This is a genomic window from Mycobacterium sp. 852014-50255_SCH5639931 (assembly GCF_001665605.1).
Taxonomy (GTDB): Bacteria; Actinomycetota; Actinomycetes; order Mycobacteriales; family Mycobacteriaceae; genus Mycobacterium; species Mycobacterium paraffinicum.
Genome location: NZ_LZSV01000034.1, coordinates 85,013 through 103,522, shown reverse-complemented (window position 1 = coordinate 103,522; position 18,510 = coordinate 85,013). Strand labels below are relative to the sequence as shown.

General features: G+C 66.7%; 23 protein-coding genes. 13 read left to right on the top strand and 10 right to left on the bottom strand.

Going from position 1 to position 18,510, the window contains the following annotated elements; all coding sequences use genetic code 11:
• Positions 1-80 precede the first annotated feature (80 nt).
• Both tpx and A5758_RS20070 read left to right on the top strand, forming a co-directional pair.
• Positions 81-575 carry a thiol peroxidase gene (gene tpx, locus A5758_RS20075; RefSeq protein ID WP_067206535.1) on the top strand — a complete coding sequence of 165 codons (495 nt, stop codon included), beginning with the start codon at positions 81-83 and terminating at the stop codon, positions 573-575.
• A 119-nt stretch (positions 576-694) separates the two neighbouring features.
• On the top strand, positions 695-1,006 hold the full coding sequence (locus tag A5758_RS20070) for a DUF4333 domain-containing protein (protein WP_067743567.1): 312 nt from the start codon (positions 695-697) through the stop codon (positions 1,004-1,006).
• Here the strand turns inward: A5758_RS20070 and A5758_RS20065 are convergent.
• Together A5758_RS20065 and A5758_RS20060 are read right to left on the bottom strand one after the other, a co-directional pair.
• Positions 987-1,961 (bottom strand): nitronate monooxygenase family protein, encoded by a 975-nt coding sequence (locus tag A5758_RS20065; protein ID WP_067743565.1) that lies wholly within the window; start codon positions 1,959-1,961, stop codon positions 987-989. The genes A5758_RS20070 and A5758_RS20065 overlap by 20 nt on opposite strands.
• Positions 1,958-2,347: an NYN domain-containing protein gene (locus tag A5758_RS20060; protein WP_067743561.1), complete on the bottom strand. Its 390-nt coding sequence runs from the start codon at positions 2,345-2,347 to the stop codon at positions 1,958-1,960. Before A5758_RS20060 ends, A5758_RS20065 begins: the two co-directional genes overlap by 4 nt.
• Positions 2,348-2,486: 139 nt before the next feature.
• Here A5758_RS20060 and A5758_RS20055 point away from each other — a divergent pair, with 139 nt between their 5' ends.
• From A5758_RS20055 to A5758_RS20035, 5 genes are all read left to right on the top strand, one after another.
• Positions 2,487-3,671, top strand: a complete 1,185-nt coding sequence (locus A5758_RS20055) for an acyl-CoA dehydrogenase family protein (protein ID WP_067743558.1) — start codon at positions 2,487-2,489, stop codon at positions 3,669-3,671.
• Positions 3,672-3,688: 17 nt separating this feature from the next.
• On the top strand, positions 3,689-4,591 hold the full coding sequence (locus A5758_RS20050; RefSeq protein ID WP_067743907.1) for an NAD(P)-dependent oxidoreductase: 903 nt from the start codon (positions 3,689-3,691) through the stop codon (positions 4,589-4,591).
• Positions 4,592-4,600: 9 nt separating this feature from the next.
• Positions 4,601-5,050 carry a helix-turn-helix transcriptional regulator gene (locus A5758_RS20045; protein ID WP_067743555.1) on the top strand — a complete coding sequence of 150 codons (450 nt, stop codon included), beginning with the start codon at positions 4,601-4,603 and terminating at the stop codon, positions 5,048-5,050.
• Positions 5,051-5,054: 4 nt separating this feature from the next.
• Positions 5,055-5,465 carry a VOC family protein gene (locus A5758_RS20040; RefSeq protein ID WP_067206516.1) on the top strand — a complete coding sequence of 137 codons (411 nt, stop codon included), beginning with the start codon at positions 5,055-5,057 and terminating at the stop codon, positions 5,463-5,465.
• Between the two features lie 154 nt (positions 5,466-5,619).
• Positions 5,620-7,074 carry an aldehyde dehydrogenase gene (locus A5758_RS20035; RefSeq protein ID WP_067743552.1) on the top strand — a complete coding sequence of 485 codons (1,455 nt, stop codon included), beginning with the start codon at positions 5,620-5,622 and terminating at the stop codon, positions 7,072-7,074.
• Between the two features lie 64 nt (positions 7,075-7,138).
• On the opposite strand, the gene A5758_RS20030 is transcribed toward A5758_RS20035, so the two are convergent.
• A complete protein-coding gene (locus A5758_RS20030) occupies positions 7,139-7,393 on the bottom strand; it encodes a hypothetical protein (RefSeq protein WP_066954494.1) in 255 nt (84 codons plus the stop codon).
• A gap of 198 nt (positions 7,394-7,591) precedes the next feature.
• Between A5758_RS20030 and A5758_RS20025 the strand changes: the two genes are divergently transcribed.
• Positions 7,592-8,248 carry a heme-binding protein gene (locus A5758_RS20025; protein WP_067743549.1) on the top strand — a complete coding sequence of 219 codons (657 nt, stop codon included), beginning with the start codon at positions 7,592-7,594 and terminating at the stop codon, positions 8,246-8,248.
• 65 nt (positions 8,249-8,313) lie between these two features.
• Entirely contained in the window at positions 8,314-9,150 is an 837-nt protein-coding gene (locus A5758_RS20020) for a class I SAM-dependent methyltransferase (RefSeq protein ID WP_067743546.1), read from the top strand.
• Positions 9,151-9,152: 2 nt separating this feature from the next.
• Here A5758_RS20020 and A5758_RS20015 read toward each other — a convergent pair whose 3' ends face one another.
• On the bottom strand, positions 9,153-10,163 hold the full coding sequence (locus tag A5758_RS20015) for an NADP-dependent oxidoreductase (protein WP_067743541.1): 1,011 nt from the start codon (positions 10,161-10,163) through the stop codon (positions 9,153-9,155).
• A 50-nt stretch (positions 10,164-10,213) separates the two neighbouring features.
• Between A5758_RS20015 and A5758_RS20010 the strand changes: the two genes are divergently transcribed.
• Both A5758_RS20010 and A5758_RS20005 read left to right on the top strand, forming a co-directional pair.
• Positions 10,214-10,891 (top strand): hypothetical protein, encoded by a 678-nt coding sequence (locus tag A5758_RS20010; RefSeq protein WP_067743538.1) that lies wholly within the window; start codon positions 10,214-10,216, stop codon positions 10,889-10,891.
• Positions 10,892-10,921: 30 nt separating this feature from the next.
• Complete coding sequence (locus A5758_RS20005; protein ID WP_067743534.1) at positions 10,922-11,767, top strand: SAM-dependent methyltransferase; 846 nt, start codon at positions 10,922-10,924, stop codon at positions 11,765-11,767.
• A 6-nt stretch (positions 11,768-11,773) separates the two neighbouring features.
• Here the strand turns inward: A5758_RS20005 and A5758_RS20000 are convergent, their stop codons facing one another.
• A complete protein-coding gene (locus A5758_RS20000) occupies positions 11,774-12,601 on the bottom strand; it encodes a family 16 glycosylhydrolase (RefSeq protein WP_067743532.1) in 828 nt (275 codons plus the stop codon).
• 255 nt (positions 12,602-12,856) lie between these two features.
• Between A5758_RS20000 and A5758_RS25900 the strand changes: the two genes are divergently transcribed.
• Positions 12,857-13,063, top strand: a complete 207-nt coding sequence (locus A5758_RS25900) for a hypothetical protein (RefSeq protein WP_156622723.1) — start codon at positions 12,857-12,859, stop codon at positions 13,061-13,063.
• A gap of 186 nt (positions 13,064-13,249) precedes the next feature.
• Here the strand turns inward: A5758_RS25900 and A5758_RS25895 are convergent, their stop codons facing one another.
• A complete protein-coding gene (locus A5758_RS25895; RefSeq protein ID WP_156622722.1) occupies positions 13,250-13,495 on the bottom strand; it encodes a hypothetical protein in 246 nt (81 codons plus the stop codon).
• A gap of 47 nt (positions 13,496-13,542) precedes the next feature.
• Positions 13,543-14,214, bottom strand: a complete 672-nt coding sequence (locus tag A5758_RS19995; RefSeq protein WP_067743529.1) for a cutinase family protein — start codon at positions 14,212-14,214, stop codon at positions 13,543-13,545.
• A gap of 124 nt (positions 14,215-14,338) precedes the next feature.
• Between A5758_RS19995 and A5758_RS19990 the strand changes: the two genes are divergently transcribed.
• The gene (locus tag A5758_RS19990; protein ID WP_067743526.1) at positions 14,339-15,001 is read left to right on the top strand and encodes a class I SAM-dependent methyltransferase; all 663 of its coding nucleotides are present in this window, start codon (positions 14,339-14,341) and stop codon (positions 14,999-15,001) included.
• Between the two features lie 11 nt (positions 15,002-15,012).
• Here A5758_RS19990 and A5758_RS19985 read toward each other — a convergent pair whose 3' ends face one another.
• The 3 genes from A5758_RS19985 to A5758_RS19975 are packed head-to-tail and all read right to left on the bottom strand — an operon-like array spanning position 15,013 to position 18,093.
• Complete coding sequence (locus A5758_RS19985) at positions 15,013-16,089, bottom strand: prenyltransferase (protein WP_067743523.1); 1,077 nt, start codon at positions 16,087-16,089, stop codon at positions 15,013-15,015.
• Positions 16,076-16,834: a class I SAM-dependent methyltransferase gene (locus A5758_RS19980; RefSeq protein ID WP_067743520.1), complete on the bottom strand. Its 759-nt coding sequence runs from the start codon at positions 16,832-16,834 to the stop codon at positions 16,076-16,078. Before A5758_RS19980 ends, A5758_RS19985 begins: the two co-directional genes overlap by 14 nt.
• Positions 16,828-18,093: a glycosyltransferase family 4 protein gene (locus A5758_RS19975; RefSeq protein ID WP_067743517.1), complete on the bottom strand. Its 1,266-nt coding sequence runs from the start codon at positions 18,091-18,093 to the stop codon at positions 16,828-16,830. Before A5758_RS19975 ends, A5758_RS19980 begins: the two co-directional genes overlap by 7 nt.
• Between the last annotated feature and the right edge of the window lie 417 nt (positions 18,094-18,510).

Genomic DNA, 18,510 nt, shown 5'->3' with positions numbered 1-18,510 from the left:
TCGTCTACGCCCTGCAACCCACCAATTAGGACATGGGACCTGGCCCATGGCGGCCGAAGCGGGCTTGGCAGACTGTCCGCATGGCACAGATAACGTTGCGTGGAAACCCGATCAACACCGTCGGCGAGCTGCCTGCCGTCGGATCCCCGGCGCCGGCCTTCAGCCTGACTGGCGGCGATCTGGGGGCGGTCAGTAGCGACCAGCTCGGCGGTAAAGCCGTGGTGCTCAACATCTTCCCGTCCGTGGACACGCCGGTGTGCGCGACCAGCGTCCGGACCTTCAACGAGCGCGCCGCCGCGAGCGGAGCCACGGTGGTGTGCGTGTCAAAGGACCTGCCGTTCGCGTTCGCCCGATTCTGTGGCGCCGAGGGCATCGACAACGTCAAGACGGGCTCGGCGTTTCGCAGCAGCTTCGGCGAGGACTACGGCGTCACCATCAACGACGGGCCGATGGCCGGTCTGCTGGCCCGGGCCATCGTCGTGGTCGGCGCCGACGGAAAAGTCACCTACACGGAGTTGGTCCCCGAGATCGCCCAGGAGCCCAACTACGACGCGGCACTGGCCGCGGCGGGCTAACCCGATCCGCCGACTGCGGTTGCCCGGAGCGCGGGCGTCCAGTCGCTCGTTTGCGAGCTGACAATGTCCGTCGCTGTGAGCTGTTCTAACGCACTGATAGCGTGTTAGCCTGACCGGCTATGGGTTGCGGCAGATTTCCGGTCGTCGCGGGCGTGCTGGCTACTCTGGTGGCCCTGCAGGTCGCCGGATGCAGCGCGAAGTCGACGGTCAAACCCGACGGCGCGGCGCAATCCGTCGTCGACGTCGTCTCGCGCCAAACGGGATTCCACCCGACCGACGTGAGCTGTCCCTCCGGTGTCGAAGCCAAGGTGGGCCAAGAGTTCGACTGTCACTTCACCGGCCCGGAGGGTAAGGGCTACACCGCGCACATGCGCATCACCAAAGTCGAAGGCGAACAGGTCGTCTTCGACGTCAAGAGTCGCCCAAGCTAAGCCCCGGCCGCCCTAGCCGATCCGCGGTGGCCGCCAGCGCTTCGCCGCATCCCGCCCACATCCGCTGGATGATGTCGGCGGCCGGCGGGATGTCCTCGATCCGCCCGGCCACCTGACCGGTGTTGGCGACACTGGCGTCCATGTCCCCGTCGAAATACAGCCGCTGCACCCGTTGCAACGCCGCGGCGCCGTCGCCGGAAGACATTGCGGTGTCCAGCCTTTCTGCGGCGGCCGTCCGGATCACCCGCATCATGCGTTTGCCGTCGAGGGGGAGGAGCACGGTGGAGGTTTCATCGGCCGCGACGACCGCCCGCTTGAGGTTGCCGTGCACCGGGGAATCCGCAGAGGCGAGCAGCCGCGTGCCCATCTGCACGCCCTCGGCGCCGAGAACGAAGGCGGCCGCCATCGAGCGCGCGTCGCAGATCCCTCCCGCCGCCACGATCGGCACGTCGACCTGCGCCGCCACCAGCGGCAGCAGCACCATGGTCGACGCACCGAATCGGTTCTTGAACCCGCCGCCCTCGACGCCCTCGACCACGAGCCCGTCGACTCCGGCGTCGACGGCTTTCCGGGCCGCCGCGAGGGTGCCCACCACATGGAACACGGTGATCCCGGCATCGTGGAGCCGGCCGATGAACAGCGCCGGATCGCCGGCCGATGTGGTGACGAAGCGAATGTCGTTGGCCACCAGGAGATCCACGGTGGCCGGGTCGCGGTTCATGATCAGCGCGATGTTCGCGCCCACCGGACGGTCGGTGAGGTCACGGACGCGCCGCAGGTCGGCCCGGCCCTGCTCGGATGTGGTCTCGATGACGCCCAGCCCGCCCGCGTTCGACACCGCGGCGGCCAGCTGCGCGCCGGCAATATAGGTCATCGGCGCCTGGATGATCGGGATGTCGATTCCCGCGGATGCGCAGACCCGGTTGACCGTGGGGCCGCCTCGGCCGGTGTTCATGAGGCTCGCGGCCCCCGGGGGTCGATGAGGTCGCGGAAGCTTGCAGCGGGGTGGACCGAGGCGCCCAGGCTCACCACGCGGTCGCTCAGCCCTTTGTCCGACGTCACCACCCGAATGTCGTGCGGCCGGGGGTCGGCCTGGACGCGCCGGACGATCTCGTCGTCGGCCGAGTTGGCGGCCGCCCGGGGCGCATAAGCGATCTCGATCGCCGCTGCGGGAATGGCGCTCGACGGCGGCCGCTCAAACACGACCGTCACGTGGTCCCCTTGGGCGGCCGCCCATCGGTCGAGGCGGTCGGCCAATGCGGCCATGGCGCGACCGCGGTCCTTCCACCACCCGTCCGGGCGGCTCCCGATCACATTCATGCCGTCAACGATCCAGCGCACGCCCCCTACGGTAAGGCGAGAATTCGCCGCACCGCTTCCGGCCCCGTGTCCCGCGATTCATTCTTTCCAACGTTAAGCGGTTGGTACGGTCACCGATATCAGTTTCCCGCTGATGCCGTCGCGATGATGGGACAGGTGGATGACGTCGATTGCCGACACCGATGACCGGGTTGTCTCGCTCGCCCGCGGTATGCGCGACCTGGTGCGCGCCGAGGCCGCAGAATCCGAGCGGATGCGCACCCTTACCCCGGCGATCGTCGACGAGATGTGGGCGAGCGGGCTGATGTCCGCGTTCAACCCGGCCCCGGCGGGCGGTACGGAACCGTCTTTCACCGAAATGATCGAGACCTGGATCGAAATGGCTTGGCAGGACGGCTCTTTTGGGTGGGTTGGCATCGCCAACCTGCCGTCTTCCTTCGCCGCCGCGACGTATCTGCCCGACGAGGGTTTTGCCGAGGTGTTCACTGCGCACGACAACCGCGTCACGATGGGCGGCCAATTCTTCCCCAACGGGCAGGGATCCGCCGTCGATGGCGGCTACCTGGTGAGCGGGTCGTGGAACTTCGGCTCCGGCATCGGGCACTCCCAGTACGTCGCGGCCGGGTTCTTTCCCATGGACAACGGCGAAATGCGCTGGATCAGTGAGGGCTTCCCCGAGATGCGGGTCGCGGTGATTCCCCGGGATCAGATCAGCTTCAACGACGGCTGGTTTGTCCAGGGGCTCAAGGGAACCGGGTCCTACGATTACAGCGTCCAGGAGGTGTTCGTACCGGCGAGCCGCACCTTCGAGCTCTTCGTGCGTCAGCCGTATCGCGGGACGTCGCCGGCCACCCGGATGGGGCTGATGCCGGTGACCGCCGCCGGCCACGCGTCATGGGCCCTGGGTGTCGCCAAGAGCATGCTCGACGACGTCCAGGAGTTGGCGGCGACGAAGTTCCGGATGAGCGACATGGCGTCGCTGGCCAGCCGCCCCACCTTCCAGAAGGGGCTGGCGCACCACCGCGCGGCCTGGCGGGCCGCTCGTCTGCTGGTGCTCGACGCGTTCACCACCGCCGAGGCCGCGGTCGCGTCCGGGGAGGAGCTCACACCGGTGCTGCGCGCGGACATGCGCGTGGCTGCGGTCTTTGCGACCGACACGGCCCGAAGCTGCGCCGAGTGGGCGCACCTGGTAGCGGGCACCAGCTCGATCCGGGAGGGCACTCGATTGGAGCGCGCTTTCCGGGACATCTATACCGGGACGCAGCACGCCTTCATCAGCGAGAAAGTCGCCATCGACGTCGCGCAGATCTGGCTCGGCATCATCGAAGACCAACCGGGGCTGTGAGTCGCTACTATCAGCGCATGCGCGGCTCAAAGATCCTGATCACCGGTCCGACCGGTCAAATCGCGACCCCCATTGCGCGGGCGCTCGCGGCCGACAACGAGGTGTGGGGCATCGCCCGCTTCACCGATCCGGCAGCAAGGGAGGGCCTGGAGAAGGCGGGCGTCCGCTGCGAGAAGGTCAACCTGGCGGCGGGTGACTTCGCCAGTCTGCCAACCGATTTCGAGTACATCCTCAACCTGGCAGTGGCCAAGAGCGGGAACTGGGACAAGGACCTCGCGGCCAATGCGGAGTCGGTGGGTCTGCTGATGGCGCACTGCCGCGATGCCAAGGCGTTTCTGCATTGTTCGTCCGCCGCCGTCTATGACCCGCCGGACGAAAATCCGCGAACCGAGGCCGCCGCCCTGGGCGACAACCACAAGTGCCTGTTCCCCACCTACTCCATCTCCAAGATCGCCGGGGAGGTCGTCGCCCGTTCGATGGCGCGGGCCCTCGGAGTGCCCACCACCATCGCCCGGCTCAACGTCCCCTACGGCGACAACGGCGGGTGGCCGTTCTACCACATGGAGATGATGCTGGCGGGCATCCCGATCCCGGTCCCGCCCGGGGAACCCGCGCGCTACAACCCGATTCACGAGGACGACATCATCGCGACCATCCCGAAGCTGCTGGAGGTGGCGTCGGTCCCGGCGACCACGGTCAACTGGTGCGGCGACCAAACGGTCAGCATCCAGGAGTGGTGTGGCTACCTCAGCTCGCTGGTGGGCAAGGAACCGGTGTTCGAGGTGAGCGCTCAAGCGCTGCGCGGCAATCCCACGGACAGCGACCGGATGCACGAGCTCATCGGCGGCACGACGGTCGACTGGCGTGACGGGCTGCGCCGGATGGCGGCCAAGTTCCATCCAGAGTTGGTCGGCGCGTAAGGATTACCTGTGCGCCAAGGAACCGACGCGGCGCAGCGCCTGCGCAACCTCGCGCTGCTCCGCCGCGTCCGCGACCGGATCGATCGCGAGTATGCGCGGCCGTTGGACGTGGAGGCGCTCGCGCGCGAGGTGCACATGTCCGCCGGCCACCTGAGCCGCGAGTTCCGCCGCGCCTACGGCGAGTCGCCGTACTCCTATCTGATGACGCGGCGCATCGAGCGCGCGATGGCGTTGCTGCGGCGTGGCGACCTGAGCGTCACCGACGTATGTTTCGCCGTCGGTTGCTCCTCGTTGGGCACCTTCAGCACTCGCTTCACCGAACTGGTCGGTGTGCCGCCGAGCACCTACCGGCGCCAGGGGGTGGACGCGCTGGCCGGAATGCCGCCGTGCGTGACCAAACAGGTGACCAGACCGATCAGGAATCGAGAAGCATCGGACACCGGACCGCGCTTAGCCTGACGCCATGGACATCACGATTCACTCGAGCTTCCTGCCACACGACGACCCGGAATCCTCGCTCGCCTTCTACCGCGACACCCTCGGCTTCGAAGTCCGCCTCGACGTCGGAAAGGGCAAGATGCGGTGGATCACCGTGGGACCCCCGAACCAGCCCGACACGTCGATCGTCCTGAATCCGCCGGCCGCCAACCCGGGCATCACCGAAGACGAGCGGCGCACCATCGCCGAGATGATGGCCAAGGGCAGCTACGCCACGTTGCTGTTGGCGACCAAGGACCTCGACCGCACCTTCGAGCAGCTGCAGGCCGGCGACGTCGACATCGTCCAGGAGCCGACAGAACAACCGTACGGACTGCGGGACTGCGCGGTCCGCGATCCCGCGGGCAACCTGATCCGCATCCAAGAACTGCGCTGAGTGCTGCGCTAGGTAGTCGATACCAACCGTTTTCGCGGCCCGGCGCCGCGGCCTGATCCGTGAGCGCGGCCTTGACCGCGCCGCACACACAATGCTAAGCAAGTGCTCAGCATTGTGCGCCGGCCGAACGGCCCCGCGATACGGAAGGGATCGGATGACGCTGCAGACGGTATTGGACGACCTCCGAAAGCGCCCGGGAACGGGCGAGGTCATCGCGGTCATCGACCCCGCCACGGAGGAGACGATCACCGAGTTCACCGACTGCGGGGAAGCGGCGGTCGACGATGCCGCCGCGCGGGCGAGGGCTTCCTTCGAGTCGGGCGTCTGGTCCCAGCTGCCGGGCCGCGAGCGCGCCAAGATCATGTGGCGCATCGCGGATTCGATCGACGAGCATGCCGGAGAGTTCGCCCAACTCGACTCGCTCAACACCGGCATGCCGTTGATGCAAGCTCAGTTGCAGATGTCGACCTGCTCGGAATTCTTCCGCTACTACGCGGGCTGGTGTTCCAAACTCAACGGGGTCGCGTACGACGTGAAGACGGACGGCATCGCCACGGACGCCTTCGTCAACATGCACGCCTACACCCTCAAGGAGCCCTTCGGGGTGGTGGGGCTGATCTTCCCGTGGAACGGCCCGATCTTCAACGCCAGCGCAAAGCTGGCGCCCGCGCTGGCGGCCGGGTGCAGCATGCTCGTCAAACCCGCCGAGGAGACCCCGCTGTCGGCGCTGTTGCTGGACAGGCTGATTCACGACGCCGGCGTCCCCGAGGGAGTGGTCAACCTGCTGACCGGTTACGGGCACACCGCCGGTGCGGCGATCACCGCGCATCCCGACGTCGAGAAGATCGCCTTTACCGGGTCGACCGAGGTCGGCAAGGAGATCGTGCGGGCCTCGGCCGGCAACCTGAAGAAGGTCATGCTCGAACTCGGCGGGAAGTCGCCGGTGCTGATCTTCGACGACGCCGACCTGGACAAGGCGATCATGATGGCGTCGTTGGGCATCTTCGTACACTCCGGGCAGGGATGCGTATGTGGCTCAAGGATTTTCGTGCAGCGTGGGGTGTACGACCGCGTGGTGGAAGGCATCGTGCTGATGGCTGACACGTTCAAGCTGGGCGCGCCCAGCGAGGAGGGCTGCGTCAGCGGACCGCTGATCAGCCAGAAGCAACTGACCCGCGTCATGGGTTTTATCGACGAGGGCAAGAGTGACGGTGTCGAAGTGGTGACCGGCGGCTACCGCCTGGACCGCAAGGGCTACTTCGTGCACCCGACGGTGCTGACCAACGTCGACCCCGGCATGCGGCTGTATCAGCAGGAGATCTTCGGACCGGTGGTCAGCATCCTGCCGTTCGACGACGAGGACGAGGCCGTGGCCATGGCCAACGACACGACCTACGGCCTGGCGGCCACGGCCTGGACGGAAAACCTCGGCCGCGCCCACCGAATCGTCAAGCGGCTGCAGGCCGGCAGCGTCCAGGTGAACTGCCAGTTGGTGTTCGACCACGACGTACCGTTCGGCGGTTACAAGCAGTCCGGCTGGGGTCACGAGTTCGGGCGCGAGGGCATCGAGGCCTACCTGAAGACGAAGTCGGTCTGGGCCCAGCTCTAGCCCTCGAACGCAAGAGTTCCGAACCTCCATGAGGTCCGGAACTTCGCGCTGCCCTATGGACGAGTCAAGATCCCTTGGCGTAGCGGGTCAGGAACCCGGCGGCCGCAACCGCCGAGACCGCACCGATCACACCCCACAGCACCAACTGGAAGACCATCGACCCCAAGAACCAGCCGAATGTCATCCCGATGTAGAGGGCCCAGATCAGCCGGAACGCGCTCCACAGCGCCACGGCGCCGGCGCTGAGCCCGATGTACAGGCTGCGTTGCCGGTCCACCCGATTGATCTGCTCTTCGATGCTGGCCGGGACGATCTTCATTTCTGACTTCCTTTCGTGGGGCGCCGCCGGACTGGCGTCGTCGTTGGGCCAAGTACAGACCCCCGGATCGGCTACCGATCCCAACCCGCCACACCGGGATGGACGCGCGTTACCCTCACCCACGACGAAAGACAAGGGCCGGGTGACACCGTCGTTGGGGAGTGACCTCACTTGCGTCACCAGGGCCTGGTGGGTCAAATGGTCCTGATGATGAACCCGATCAAGCTCGCCGAGCAGGTCGCCGAATCGGTCCTGGCGGTGGGCGGGATTCGCGTCGGCCTCGAGGAGCCGAAGTACACGCGCCATCCGCTCACCGGCACCGTCGAGATACGCCGCTACGGTCCGCGGATTGCCGCCGAGACGACAGTCGACGCCGATGAAAACCGCGCTCGTGACGTGGGGTTCCGACGACTGGCGGGGTACATATTCGGCGGCAATCGGGGTAACGAATCGATCTCGATGACGGCACCCGTCAGCCAGCAGCCGGGCCGTCGTGGCCAGCAGATCGCGATGACCGCGCCCGTCGTTCAGTCCGCCGGCGCCGAGAGTGGCTGGGTGATCCGGTTTTTCATGCCCGAGAAGTGGACGATGGAGACCCTTCCCGCGCCCAAAGATGATCAAGTCCGCCTCGTCACCGTGCCGCCCGCGACCATAGCCGTGCTGCGATTCAGCGGTGACCGCAGCCCCAAGGCGGTGGCGTCTCGCACCGATGAGCTCGTGAAAACATTGCGGGACAACGGAATCAAGACCACGGGAGAGGCCGAGGGCTGGTTCTACGATCCGCCCTGGACGCTGCCGATGCGGCGTCGCAACGAGATCGCGATTCCGATCGATCCGTCTTCCGCACCGGCCTAGCCGCCCGGCATGCAACGGCGCGTGGGCAGCTACATTCGGCGCTGAGCCGGTTACGGTTTGGCGTGATGACGAATCGAGACAACCAGAAAGTGGATGCCGGGCTGCTGACCGGTGTTTCGGAAACGGCGCTGCTGACCCTCTACGGCAGGGCATATCAGGCCGGGCGCCCGGACCCGATCATCGACGATCCGATGGCCATCAGGCTGGTGGAGTCCTTCGACTTCGACTTCGAGAAGTTCGGGCGCAGGGGCCAGGAGATGGCGCTGCGTTCGTTGGCCGTCGACCGGTGCGCGATCGAATACCTGACCACGCATCCCAGGGCGACCGTAGTCGCGCTTGCCGAAGGTTTTCAGACGTCCTTCTGGCGCTTGGACCGCGCCCTACCCGGCGCGCAATTCAGTTGGCTTTCGGTGGATTTGCCTCAGGTCATCGACCTTCGGCAGCGGCTGCTGCCGCAATCCACGCGGATCACTCATCTCGCGCAGTCCGCCCTCGACTACAACTGGATGGACAAGGTCGACACCGGCAACGGCGTGTTCATCACCGCCGAAGGGCTGCTGATGTACCTACAGCCCAACGAGGCGCTGGGACTGATCAGCCAGTGCGCCAAGCGGTTTCCCGGCGGCCGGATGTTCTTCGACCTGCCGCCGACGATCGTCAAGAAGGTCGCGCGAAGGGGGCTGCGATCGTCCAAGCGCTACCGGGTACCGCCGATGCCGTTCAGCCTCTCGGTGCGTCAACTGGCGAAGCTCGCGGAAAACGTGCCCGGGATCCGTGCTGTGCACGATGTACCGATGCCCGCGGGGCGGGGCTTCTTCTTCGGGAGGCTATACCCCGCGTTCTGGCGCTTCCCGCCCGCGAAGCCTTATCGCGGCGTCTTCGCCCTACTCGAATTCGGCTGAGATCAGCCGACCTTGACCACCAGCTTGCCGACGTTCTTGCCGTCGAAGAGCATATTGATCGCCGTCGGCAGCTGCTCGAAGCCCTCGACGACGGTCTCGAGCGGCGTGAGCTTTCCGGCCTCGATGAGGCCCGCGATTTCAGTCATCGCTTCCGGCGCGCGCCCGAAGTGATCGAGCACGATGAAACCCTGCAACGTGGCGCGTTGAATGAGCAGATTGCCGAATGCGCGCGGGCCAGGCGGGGGATCGGCCGCGTTGTAGCCGGAGATCAGGCCGCAGAGCGCGACGCGGGCGCCGATGTTGAGGCGCGTGAAAATCGCGTCCATCAGGTCGCCACCGACGTTTTCGAAGTCGACGTCGATGCCTTTGGGCGTCGCCGCCGCCAGCTGGGCGGCCCAGTCGTCGGCGCGGTGGTCGACGGCCGCGTCGAAGCCGAGCTGGTCGGTGAGCAGCGCACACTTCTCGGGCCCACCGGCGATCCCGACGACGCGAGCGCCGGCGGCCTTGGCGAGTTGGCCGGCGACCGACCCGACCGCGCCCGCCGCCGCGGAGACGACGACCGTCTCGCCCGGCCGCGGCTTGCCGATGTCGCGGATCCCGATCCACGCGGTGAGCCCGGTCATCCCGAGCGCACCCAGGTAGGCGCTCGGCGAGATGCCCTCCGCGACGTCGACCGGGTTCACCATCGCGGTGTCCGAGAGGACCGCGTACTCCTGCCAGCCGAGGAGGCCTTGCACCTTCTGGCCGACCGCGTATGTCGAACTCTTGGATGCGACGACCTCACCGAGCCCGCCCGCGCGCATGACCTCACCGATCCCGACTGGAGGTAAGTACGACGGGGTGTCGTTGATCCACATACGGTTCGTCGGGTCCAGCGAGATCCAATCCACTCGCACCAGCGCCTCACCGTCGTCGAGCTCGGGGATCGGCTCTTCGCTGAGTTCGAAAGTGCCCGGACCGATGCGGCCGGTAGGTCGTTCGCGAAGCAGGAAGCGACGGTTTCGATGGGGCATATGCGCACCGTACCCTTCAATCATGGGGGCCGAGCGGAAGGTTTTGCTCGATGAAGGCACTGTCGCGATTCGTCGTAGTCCCCGTCACCGTCCTGATGATGGCCGCCCTTTCGCTGCCCGGGTCGGCCGCCGCGGACCCGCCTCCCACCCAGCAGCTCACCGTCGTGGCGGTCGGGCCCGACGGCCAACCGATTAACGGTTACCACGTGGCGTCCGGACCGGGCGACGTCGGCCAAGCCAGCGACTGCAGCACGCCGTCACCGTCGGCGGTGGCCGACAACGTGTACTACTGCTCACCGACCGCGGCCGGCGCCGGCACGTGCTGGCCGTCGGCCCCGGGATCGCTACTGTGCGTGGACGATCCGTGGGACCGGCGCCTGCATCGGGTGAACTACGACGGTCCGCTGCCGCCGGTGCACCCGACCGCTATGCCGGACCCGTTCGCGCTGACCCTCGACGACGGTACGCATTGCCTTTTCCGCAACGGCGGCGCCTGGAGCGGGCGCGCCGACGGGTATGTCCCGGTCTACGGGTGCGGCCCCGGCGGCGGCGGCAATACCGCGGTGCTGTGGTTGCCCAGCCAGGGCGCCGGGAGTTGCATCGACCGCTCAACGTCGGCGTGGACGGTCAAGGTCGGCCAAATCGGCCGACCGGACACCGGCTACCCACCGCCCCAGACCCGCGGGGTGACGGAAGCGTGGCTCGCCGGTGGCAGGGCCGGTCAGTAGAGCGGCAGCGGGGCTGCTATAACGCAACGTATGTCACGCCCAGGCCAAACGATCACCCATGTTTCCGATACGGCCCGGTGGACGGCGTTGCATCGGGCAACCGAATCGGCCCGCCCCGACGCGCTGTTCAGCGACCCGCTCGCGGAGCGCCTCGCCGGTGAACACGGCCGCGCGATCGTCGACAACGTTCGCTGGACCGATCGCAGCGGCTTTTGGTTGGTCGCGCGCACCAAGCTCATCGACGACGCCATTGCCGACGCGCTCGCGAACGGCTGCGACCGGGTGCTGAATCTGGCCGCCGGTCTGGACACCCGGCCCTATCGCTTAGACCTCCCACCCGATCTCACCTGGATCGAGGCCGATCTGCCCAAGTTGCTCGAGGAAAAGACGCAAGTACTCAGCGATCAGACCCCGCGCTGCCGGCTCCACCGCATAGCGGTTGACCTCGCCGACCCGCGCGCCCGAGACACGTTCTTCAACGACGCGTTGGATGGTGCGACGAAGGCCTTCGTGCTGACCGAGGGTCTGTCGATGTACCTCGAGCCCACCGCCGTCGCCGGGCTTTCAGACGCGATCAAGCGCCCCGAGGTCGCGTGGTGGATGCTCGATTTCGCCTTTCCGGGCCTGAAGAAGCGGATCAACAAGAACGTCGCCGGCATCTCGGAAAACGCGCCGTTCAAATTCGCACCCGACAACGGCCTGGCCTTTTTCGAAGACCTTGGTTGGCGGACCGTCGAGGCTGAGTCGGTACTGGTGGCCGCCCACCGATTGCATCGCCTACCGATCTGGATGCGTCCGCTTGCCTGGCTGCCTCGGCCGGATTTGCGCCGTCCGGGCGGCAAATCGTCGAGTGCGGTCGCCCTGCTCACCCACTGAACCCGCCTACCAGACGCGGATCCAGTCGACGAGCATGTCGGCGGGATAGGTTCCCGGTCCTGGATCGCCGCCGCCGGAACCTGCGACCGCCAGATTGAACACCGGGTAGACCGCGTAGCCCGGCCCGTTGAACGGCCAATCCGGCAGTGAGCTCGCCGGCACGTCGAAATAGGGCTGGGCCCCGTCGGAGTAGTCCTTCCAGAACCGGATGCCGGCCTCGTCCCACTGCGTGCGCCAGGTGTGCCAGGCGCTGTCCATCGCAATGTTGTGAGTCTTCCATTCGCCGCCGTTGGCTTTCGCGTGCACGGTGGTGGCCGAGGGCCAACTGCCGTTGCCGTACCACTCCATCACGTCGATCTCGCCCTGGTCATCGTTACCCAGCCAGTAGGCCGGCCAGGCGCCGGCCGTCAGGCAGTTGAGCTTGATCCGGGTTTCCCAGGTATGGCCGACGCCACCGCGCCAGAGGCTTTGGACTTTGCCGCTGTAGTAGGTGGGGCCGTCCTTGGCGGCGCGGAGAACCAGGTTGGAGTTGCCGTCGAGGAAGACGTTGCGACGATCGTCGCGGTACTGCCCGATGTGCTCGGGCAGCTCCCAATACGTCGGATCCTTGATGGTCTCCCGGGCCTTCGCCACCGTCCACTTCGAAGAATCCGGCGCAGAGCCGGCGGGTCCGTCGAATTCGTCATGAAAAATGTAGGTGCCGGTTTGGCCGCTGGGAGCGGCGGGAGCGGGTGTGCGACCCGGGCGGGCCAGGGCCTCCGGCGCAGGCAGCGCGGCTGCCAGCACGCCGATCCCGGTCGTCAACATCATGCGGCGGCGGTCCATCTTGGGCATACGCGGGGACGATAGCAGCCACCGCCGTCTCGACCGAACTCCGAAATCTGTCGGTGCTCGCCGCTAACGTTTCGAATCGCCGGCGGGCCAGCACGGACGGCGGCGCGGTAGCGGCTGAAGGATTAGTCGAAATTCATGGCTAATTCTCAACTTCGTGGATGGTTTGGTCTCAGGATCGGTCGGGCATCCTGAGATCACAAGCCGATAACCACAAGGCGTAGCATTTGCGGGTTGCACTGGGAGGAGTTAACGATCGTGGCGAATTCAACGGGAGCGACGGTTATTTCCCTTCAGTCCCACCCGGTATGGGCTGCGGCTCGGCGCCAGGAACGCGAACGCCGTGAGGCGATGCGCCGTCATCCCGCTTTCCGCGCCAGCCAGCGTGCCGCGGTGGCCGGTGGCGAGGTCATTCCGCTGATCCGCGACTTCAAGCTCTACTCCAACACCAACACCCCGGCCTGAACCTTTCCGTGCGCAAATTGCGCCAAAGGCGTCCAGGGCGTGGGCTTGCTCGCACGCGTTAATCAAGCCGAAAAATCATTCTGATAACTCCGTCCATCTCTGCGGGGCAATGCGCCGCCGCCGAGCGGAGCCGTCGCATGAGAGCCACGGTCGTGCCCCGAGATTTTCGGATTGCGCCCGTGTACATCATTCCCATCGTTTACTACCGTGAGTAGTAGAAGTCGATTGGGAGAAGCGATGTCGAATAATTGGTTTTCGAGTACCGCGCACCGTCCGCTCACCACGACGATGATCGGGTTCGCCGCCGCGTACGCCCTGCACGCGATCGATCATTTTCGGCGCGGAATGGCGGCATCGCCGCCGTCGATCATGGTCGGCGGCACCATCCAGGGCATCATCGTGCTGATCGCCGTCGTGCTCGTCGTGCGTCATCACCAGCGGGCGTGCGAGGCGGCGATCGATCCGGCGCGCCGGATCGATCAGAGCTTGCCGGCGACGAAGTCGGCCGCCTGGTTGGCCATGCCCGCATCGATATACGCACCGGCGAGGTGTTGCGGCCAGTTCGCCTTCCAGGTGTTCGGGTCGGCGGGGTTGCAGATGGGATCCGCGCCGTGGCACAACTCGATGGTCCGGTCGTTGTAGGTCGGGTTGAAGTTCGCGATCGGACCGACCCACTGGCTGCCGTTGCCGAAGAGGGCCACGGCAGCGATGTGCTGGTCGGCGCCCGGCGGCAGGGGGCTGTCGAAGCCGAATGCGCTGATGGGCGCCGCGAGGACCACGTCGGTCACCGCCGCGCCGAGCGAGTAGCCGCCGAGCACCAGCCGGGTGTTCGGGCAATTGTTGATCATGTCCCCAACGTGGTGGCTCATGTCGTTGGCACCCTGAGCAACCTCGGTGTCGGCGGGGTAATTCACGGCATAGACGCCGATGTTCTTGTTGACCTTGGATCGCAGCGAACTGATGAACGCGTTGCCCAGCGCTCCCGGTCCCGGCGACTCCATCCGGCCGCGGGCGAAGACCACCTGCACCTGTGGGCAGTTCGCGGCCGCGGCGCTGGGAATTGCGGACGACGGGAGCGCAGCGGGCAACGCCGCCGCGGCCGCGATGAGGACCGCCGCCAGGCCGATGTCACAGAGTCTGCGGGCAAGCACAGCATGATGGTAGAGCGGTCCCGGCCCGGCCGCTGGGCTTAGGCGAAGCGACCTCAGTCCGGTCGCGCGGCGGCCACCTCGACCACCGTGGGGGCGCCGGTGGCGCGAACGATAGGTTCAGCTGATGAGTCACGTCGACGCGAGTGCGCCCGAGCGCTTGTTCGCAATGGCCGAACAGGTGCAAGGGTTCCTGCCCGCCGACGAGGGACGGGCGCTCTACGACGCCGCGCTGCGGTATCTCGACGGCGGCGTCGCCGTCGAGATCGGCACATATTGCGGCAAATCCACCCTGTTGCTCGGCGCCGCGGCCCAACAAACCGCGGGCGTGCTCTACACGATCGACCACCACCACGGCTCCGAGGAGCACCAGGCCGGCTGGGAGTACCACGATGCCTCGCTGGTCGACGAAGTCACGGGATTGTTCGACACCCTGCCGACATTCCGTCGCACGCTCGATGCGGCGGCGCTGGACGACCACGTCGTCGCGGTCGTGGGTAAGTCGCCGATCGTGGCCTCCGGGTGGCGATCGCCGCTGCGGTTTTTGTTCATCGACGGCGGCCACAGTGAGGCCGCCGCGAACCAGGACTTCGACGGATGGGCGAAGTGGGTGGCCGTCGGCGGCGCGCTGGCCATCCACGACGTCTTCCCGAACCCCAGGGACGGCGGACGACCCCCTTACTACATCTACTGTCGCGCAATCGATTCCGGCCAGTTCCGAGAGGTATCGGCTACCGGATCGCTGAGGGTCCTGGAACGTGTCAGCGGTCAGCCGGGCGAGCAGATCTAGCCGGACTCACGTCACCAGCCGGATCCTGTAGCGACGCATTCGCAGTCGAAGTCGTTCTGCAGACCCATCGGCAATCCCTCGGCACGGAAAATCCCGGCGCCCGCAGTGGTGTTCGACAGCGCGTCCGCGGCGAGGATCATCGCCGCTCCCGTCCAGGTGGTGCGCTCCTCGGGCCAGCGTTTCCCGTCCGCGAACACCAAACCCGTCCAGTAAGAGCCGTCCTCCTCGCGGAGATGCTGCATGGCGCCGAACTGTCGATGGGCGGCGGACCGCTGACCGATGGCGTCCAGCGCCATCACCAGCTCGCATGTCTCGGCGCCGGTTACCCAGGGCCGGTCCACCACACAGCGGATGCCCAGTCCGCCGACCACGAAGTCGTCCCAACGCTGCTGAATTCGCGCGGACGCCGCTGGCCCCCGCAGCGCGCTACCAAGAATGGGGTAGTACCAGTCCATCGAGTAGCGGTCCTTTTCGGTGAAGGCCTCGGGGTGCGCGGCTATCGCGTGCCCGAGTCGGCCCAGCGCCAGTTCCCACTCCGGCTGAGGCTCGCCGACCAGGGCCGCCAGCGCCAAGGCGCACCGCATGCTGTGAAACACGCTCGCGCAACCGGTCAGCAGCGCTTCCTCCAAAGGACCGGCTTCACCGCGGGCCCAACAGATCTCGCCATAGCCGACCTGCAAGTCGATGACGAAGTCGATCGCCTTGTGCACGACCGGCCACATCTGAGCGGCGAAGCGCCGGTCGCCGGTGACGAGCACGTGATGCCAGACGCCGGTGGCGATGTAGGCGCAGAAGTTGCTGTCGCTGTTGGCATCTTCGACGACGCCCGCGCGGAGCTGGATGGGCCAGGAGCCGTCCGGCCGCTGCGTGCGGCGGCTCCATTCGAACGCGGCGCGCGCCGGTTCCAGCAGTCCGGCGGCGGTGAGCGCCATCGCGCACTCCACGTGATCCCATGGATCGGTGTGGCCCCCCTCAGACCAGGGGATGGCCCCGGTAGGCTCCTGCATGGCCGCGATTGAACGCGCGGTTTGACGGCATTGCTCGGGGGTAAGGACGCCCGGGACCGATGGTGGGTTAGACCGACGCAACTGAATATCCCACCGTCGCTTCGCTTTCGGCCGGCGGTTGTTTGACGAAATACATCGCCACGCTCTTGCCGACCAGCGGATTGAGCAGCGACTCCGCCAGCTGCGTGATCTTCGGCCGTTGCATCAGGTCCCATACCAGGAGTTGGTGATACGCCGACACGGCTCGGTGATCGGTGTTCGACACGCCCACAGCGCATTTCAACCACCAGAAGGGGGAGTGCAGTGCGTGCGCGTGGTGGGAATGCGTCAATTGCATTCCGCCATCCGAGATCTTGGCGCGCAAATCGCTGGCCCGGTAGATGCGCACGTGGCCACCCTCGTTGCTGTGGTATTCGTCGGACAATAGCCAACACACCCGCTCGGGAAGCCAGCGTGGCACGCTGACCGCCAGAGTGCCGCCGACCTTGAGCACCCTGATCAATTCGGCGATGGCGGCGTCGTCGTGCGGTATGTGCTCCAGGATTTCGGACGCGATCACGCAGTCGAATGTCTCGTCGGCGTACGGCAACTTCAGGGCGTCACCCAGGACCACCTTCGCCGACGCACGGGCAGGCGCCTCACCGCCCTCGGCCATCGCGCGCAAAATGGTGTCCACCGAACGCAATTCGCTCTCATCGCGATCGAACGCGACCACGTCGGCGCCGCGCCGGTACGCTTCGAACGCATGCCGGCCGGCTCCGCAGCCGACGTCGATGACCTTCGTCGCCGGCCCCACCCGTAGCCGGTCGAAATCGACTGTCAGCATTGCGTTTCCCCTTTGGGAGTGGCCGAGGCGGCGTTGCGTGCGATCGCCCGCTCATACACCCTCACGGTTTGGGCGGCCACGGCTTCCCAGCTGAACACGTTGACTGCGCGGGTTCGTCCCGCCTTGCCCAGGCTCCGTCGCTTCTCCGGCGAGTCCAGCAGGTCTCCGAGTGCGCGGGTGAGCGCGTCGACGTCGGCGGGCGGTACCAGCTCGGCGCACGCGCCGTCGGTGCCGAGGACTTCGGGGAGCGCACCGACCCGACTCGCGACGATCGGAGTGCCGCTGGCCATCGCCTCCACCGCCGGTAGCGAAAACCCTTCGTAGAGCGAGGGAATGCAGGCGACTTCGGCCGAGGCGAACAACGCGGCCAGCTCGGCGTCGGAAAGCCCGCTGGTGATGTGGACCATGTCGGAGATGCCGAGCTCGGCGATCAGTTTGTGGGTGGGGCCGTTGGGTTCCACCTTGGCGACGAGCCGCAGCTCGAGGTCCCTGCTCGTACGCAGCCGGGCGACCGCATGCAGCAAGGTGCGCACACCCTTCAGCGGTGTGTCGGCACTGGCAATCGCGATGACCCGCCCGGGTTGCCGGGGAACGGATCCCGGCTTGAACAGTTCGGTGTTCACGCCCAGCGGCACCACGTGCAGCTGGTCCGGCGAGACCCCGAAGTCGCTCACGATGTCGGCGGCCGACGACGACGAAACCGTCAGCAGGTCCGGGATCTGGCGCGCCACCTGCTGCTGCATCGCCAGGAATCCATACCAGCGCTGCACCAACGGTTTTCGCCACCATCGCGCGGCCGCCAGGTCAAGCACCCGGTCACGGGTGATGGGATGGTGCACGGTGGCCACCACAGGCAGTCCCGCGCCCGCGATGGTGAGCAGACCGGTGCCCAGGCTCTGGTTGTCGTGGACGACGTCGAAGTCGGCCGTCCGGTCCGCCAGCGACCGGGCGGCACGCATGGTGAACGTCCGCGGTTCCGGAAAACCAGCCGTCCACGTGGTGAGCAGTTCCAACAGGTCGATCGAGTCGCGAATCTCGCTGGGCCGCGGGACCCGGAAGGGGTCGGGTTCGCGGTAGAGGTCGAGGCTCGGCACCTTGGTCAGCCGCACCCGCGGGTCGAGCAGGTCGGGGTAGGGCTGGCCGGAGAACACCTCGACGTCATGACCCAGTTCCACCAGACCGTGGCTGAGATGGCGCACGTAGACGCCCTGTCCGCCGCAATGGGTTTTACTACGGTAGGACAGCAGGGCAATTCGCATACTCAACTCTTCTTTGCTGGTGAATGACCGCGGAATGGCGCCGAATCCATCGCGGTCAACGGGCTCCCGAACCCCGTGACAGCAAACTGGACATGTGTCCAGACTATAGTTCGATCACCTAATCGAGCGCAACGAGGTCGGGTGTCACCGGGTCCCGGGTAAATGGTCTGACGGAAATCCGGCACCCAAAGATCATGCCACTCGGCCCCGAACGGGATTGAACCCTTCGGCCGGCCCCGGCGAGGCACGGGTATTTGCCGCTATACCCAGCCGCGGGTGACGAGCAGGTGCGGGCGCTGCGGGAGCAGAGCGCCGACGCCATGGCGGGGCGAGCCCGGGCGGTCGGGGCGGCGGCCGAGGGCCTCGTCGACGTGCCCGGGATCAGCCGGTGCACCCGCGGCGCGGTTCGTCCAGGTC

Bases quoted from the DNA above. Each gene is read 5' to 3' on its own strand.
- tpx (WP_067206535.1), top strand. From the start codon at position 81: ATGGCACAGATAACGTTGCGTGGAAACCCGATCAACACCGTCGGCGAG.
- A5758_RS20070 (WP_067743567.1), top strand. From the start codon at position 695: ATGGGTTGCGGCAGATTTCCGGTCGTCGCGGGCGTGCTGGCTACTCTG.
- A5758_RS20065 (WP_067743565.1), bottom strand. From the start codon at position 1,961: ATGAACACCGGCCGAGGCGGCCCCACGGTCAACCGGGTCTGCGCATCC.
- A5758_RS20055 (WP_067743558.1), top strand. From the start codon at position 2,487: ATGACGTCGATTGCCGACACCGATGACCGGGTTGTCTCGCTCGCCCGC.
- A5758_RS20050 (WP_067743907.1), top strand. From the start codon at position 3,689: ATGCGCGGCTCAAAGATCCTGATCACCGGTCCGACCGGTCAAATCGCG.
- A5758_RS20040 (WP_067206516.1), top strand. From the start codon at position 5,055: ATGGACATCACGATTCACTCGAGCTTCCTGCCACACGACGACCCGGAA.
- A5758_RS20035 (WP_067743552.1), top strand. From the start codon at position 5,620: ATGACGCTGCAGACGGTATTGGACGACCTCCGAAAGCGCCCGGGAACG.
- A5758_RS20030 (WP_066954494.1), bottom strand. From the start codon at position 7,393: ATGAAGATCGTCCCGGCCAGCATCGAAGAGCAGATCAATCGGGTGGAC.
- A5758_RS20025 (WP_067743549.1), top strand. From the start codon at position 7,592: ATGGTCCTGATGATGAACCCGATCAAGCTCGCCGAGCAGGTCGCCGAA.
- A5758_RS20020 (WP_067743546.1), top strand. From the start codon at position 8,314: ATGACGAATCGAGACAACCAGAAAGTGGATGCCGGGCTGCTGACCGGT.
- A5758_RS20015 (WP_067743541.1), bottom strand. From the start codon at position 10,163: ATGCCCCATCGAAACCGTCGCTTCCTGCTTCGCGAACGACCTACCGGC.
- A5758_RS20010 (WP_067743538.1), top strand. From the start codon at position 10,214: ATGAAGGCACTGTCGCGATTCGTCGTAGTCCCCGTCACCGTCCTGATG.
- A5758_RS20005 (WP_067743534.1), top strand. From the start codon at position 10,922: ATGTCACGCCCAGGCCAAACGATCACCCATGTTTCCGATACGGCCCGG.
- A5758_RS20000 (WP_067743532.1), bottom strand. From the start codon at position 12,601: ATGCCCAAGATGGACCGCCGCCGCATGATGTTGACGACCGGGATCGGC.
- A5758_RS25895 (WP_156622722.1), bottom strand. From the start codon at position 13,495: ATGACGCACGACGAGCACGACGGCGATCAGCACGATGATGCCCTGGAT.
- A5758_RS19990 (WP_067743526.1), top strand. From the start codon at position 14,339: ATGAGTCACGTCGACGCGAGTGCGCCCGAGCGCTTGTTCGCAATGGCC.
- A5758_RS19980 (WP_067743520.1), bottom strand. From the start codon at position 16,834: ATGCTGACAGTCGATTTCGACCGGCTACGGGTGGGGCCGGCGACGAAG.
- A5758_RS19975 (WP_067743517.1), bottom strand. From the start codon at position 18,093: ATGCGAATTGCCCTGCTGTCCTACCGTAGTAAAACCCATTGCGGCGGA.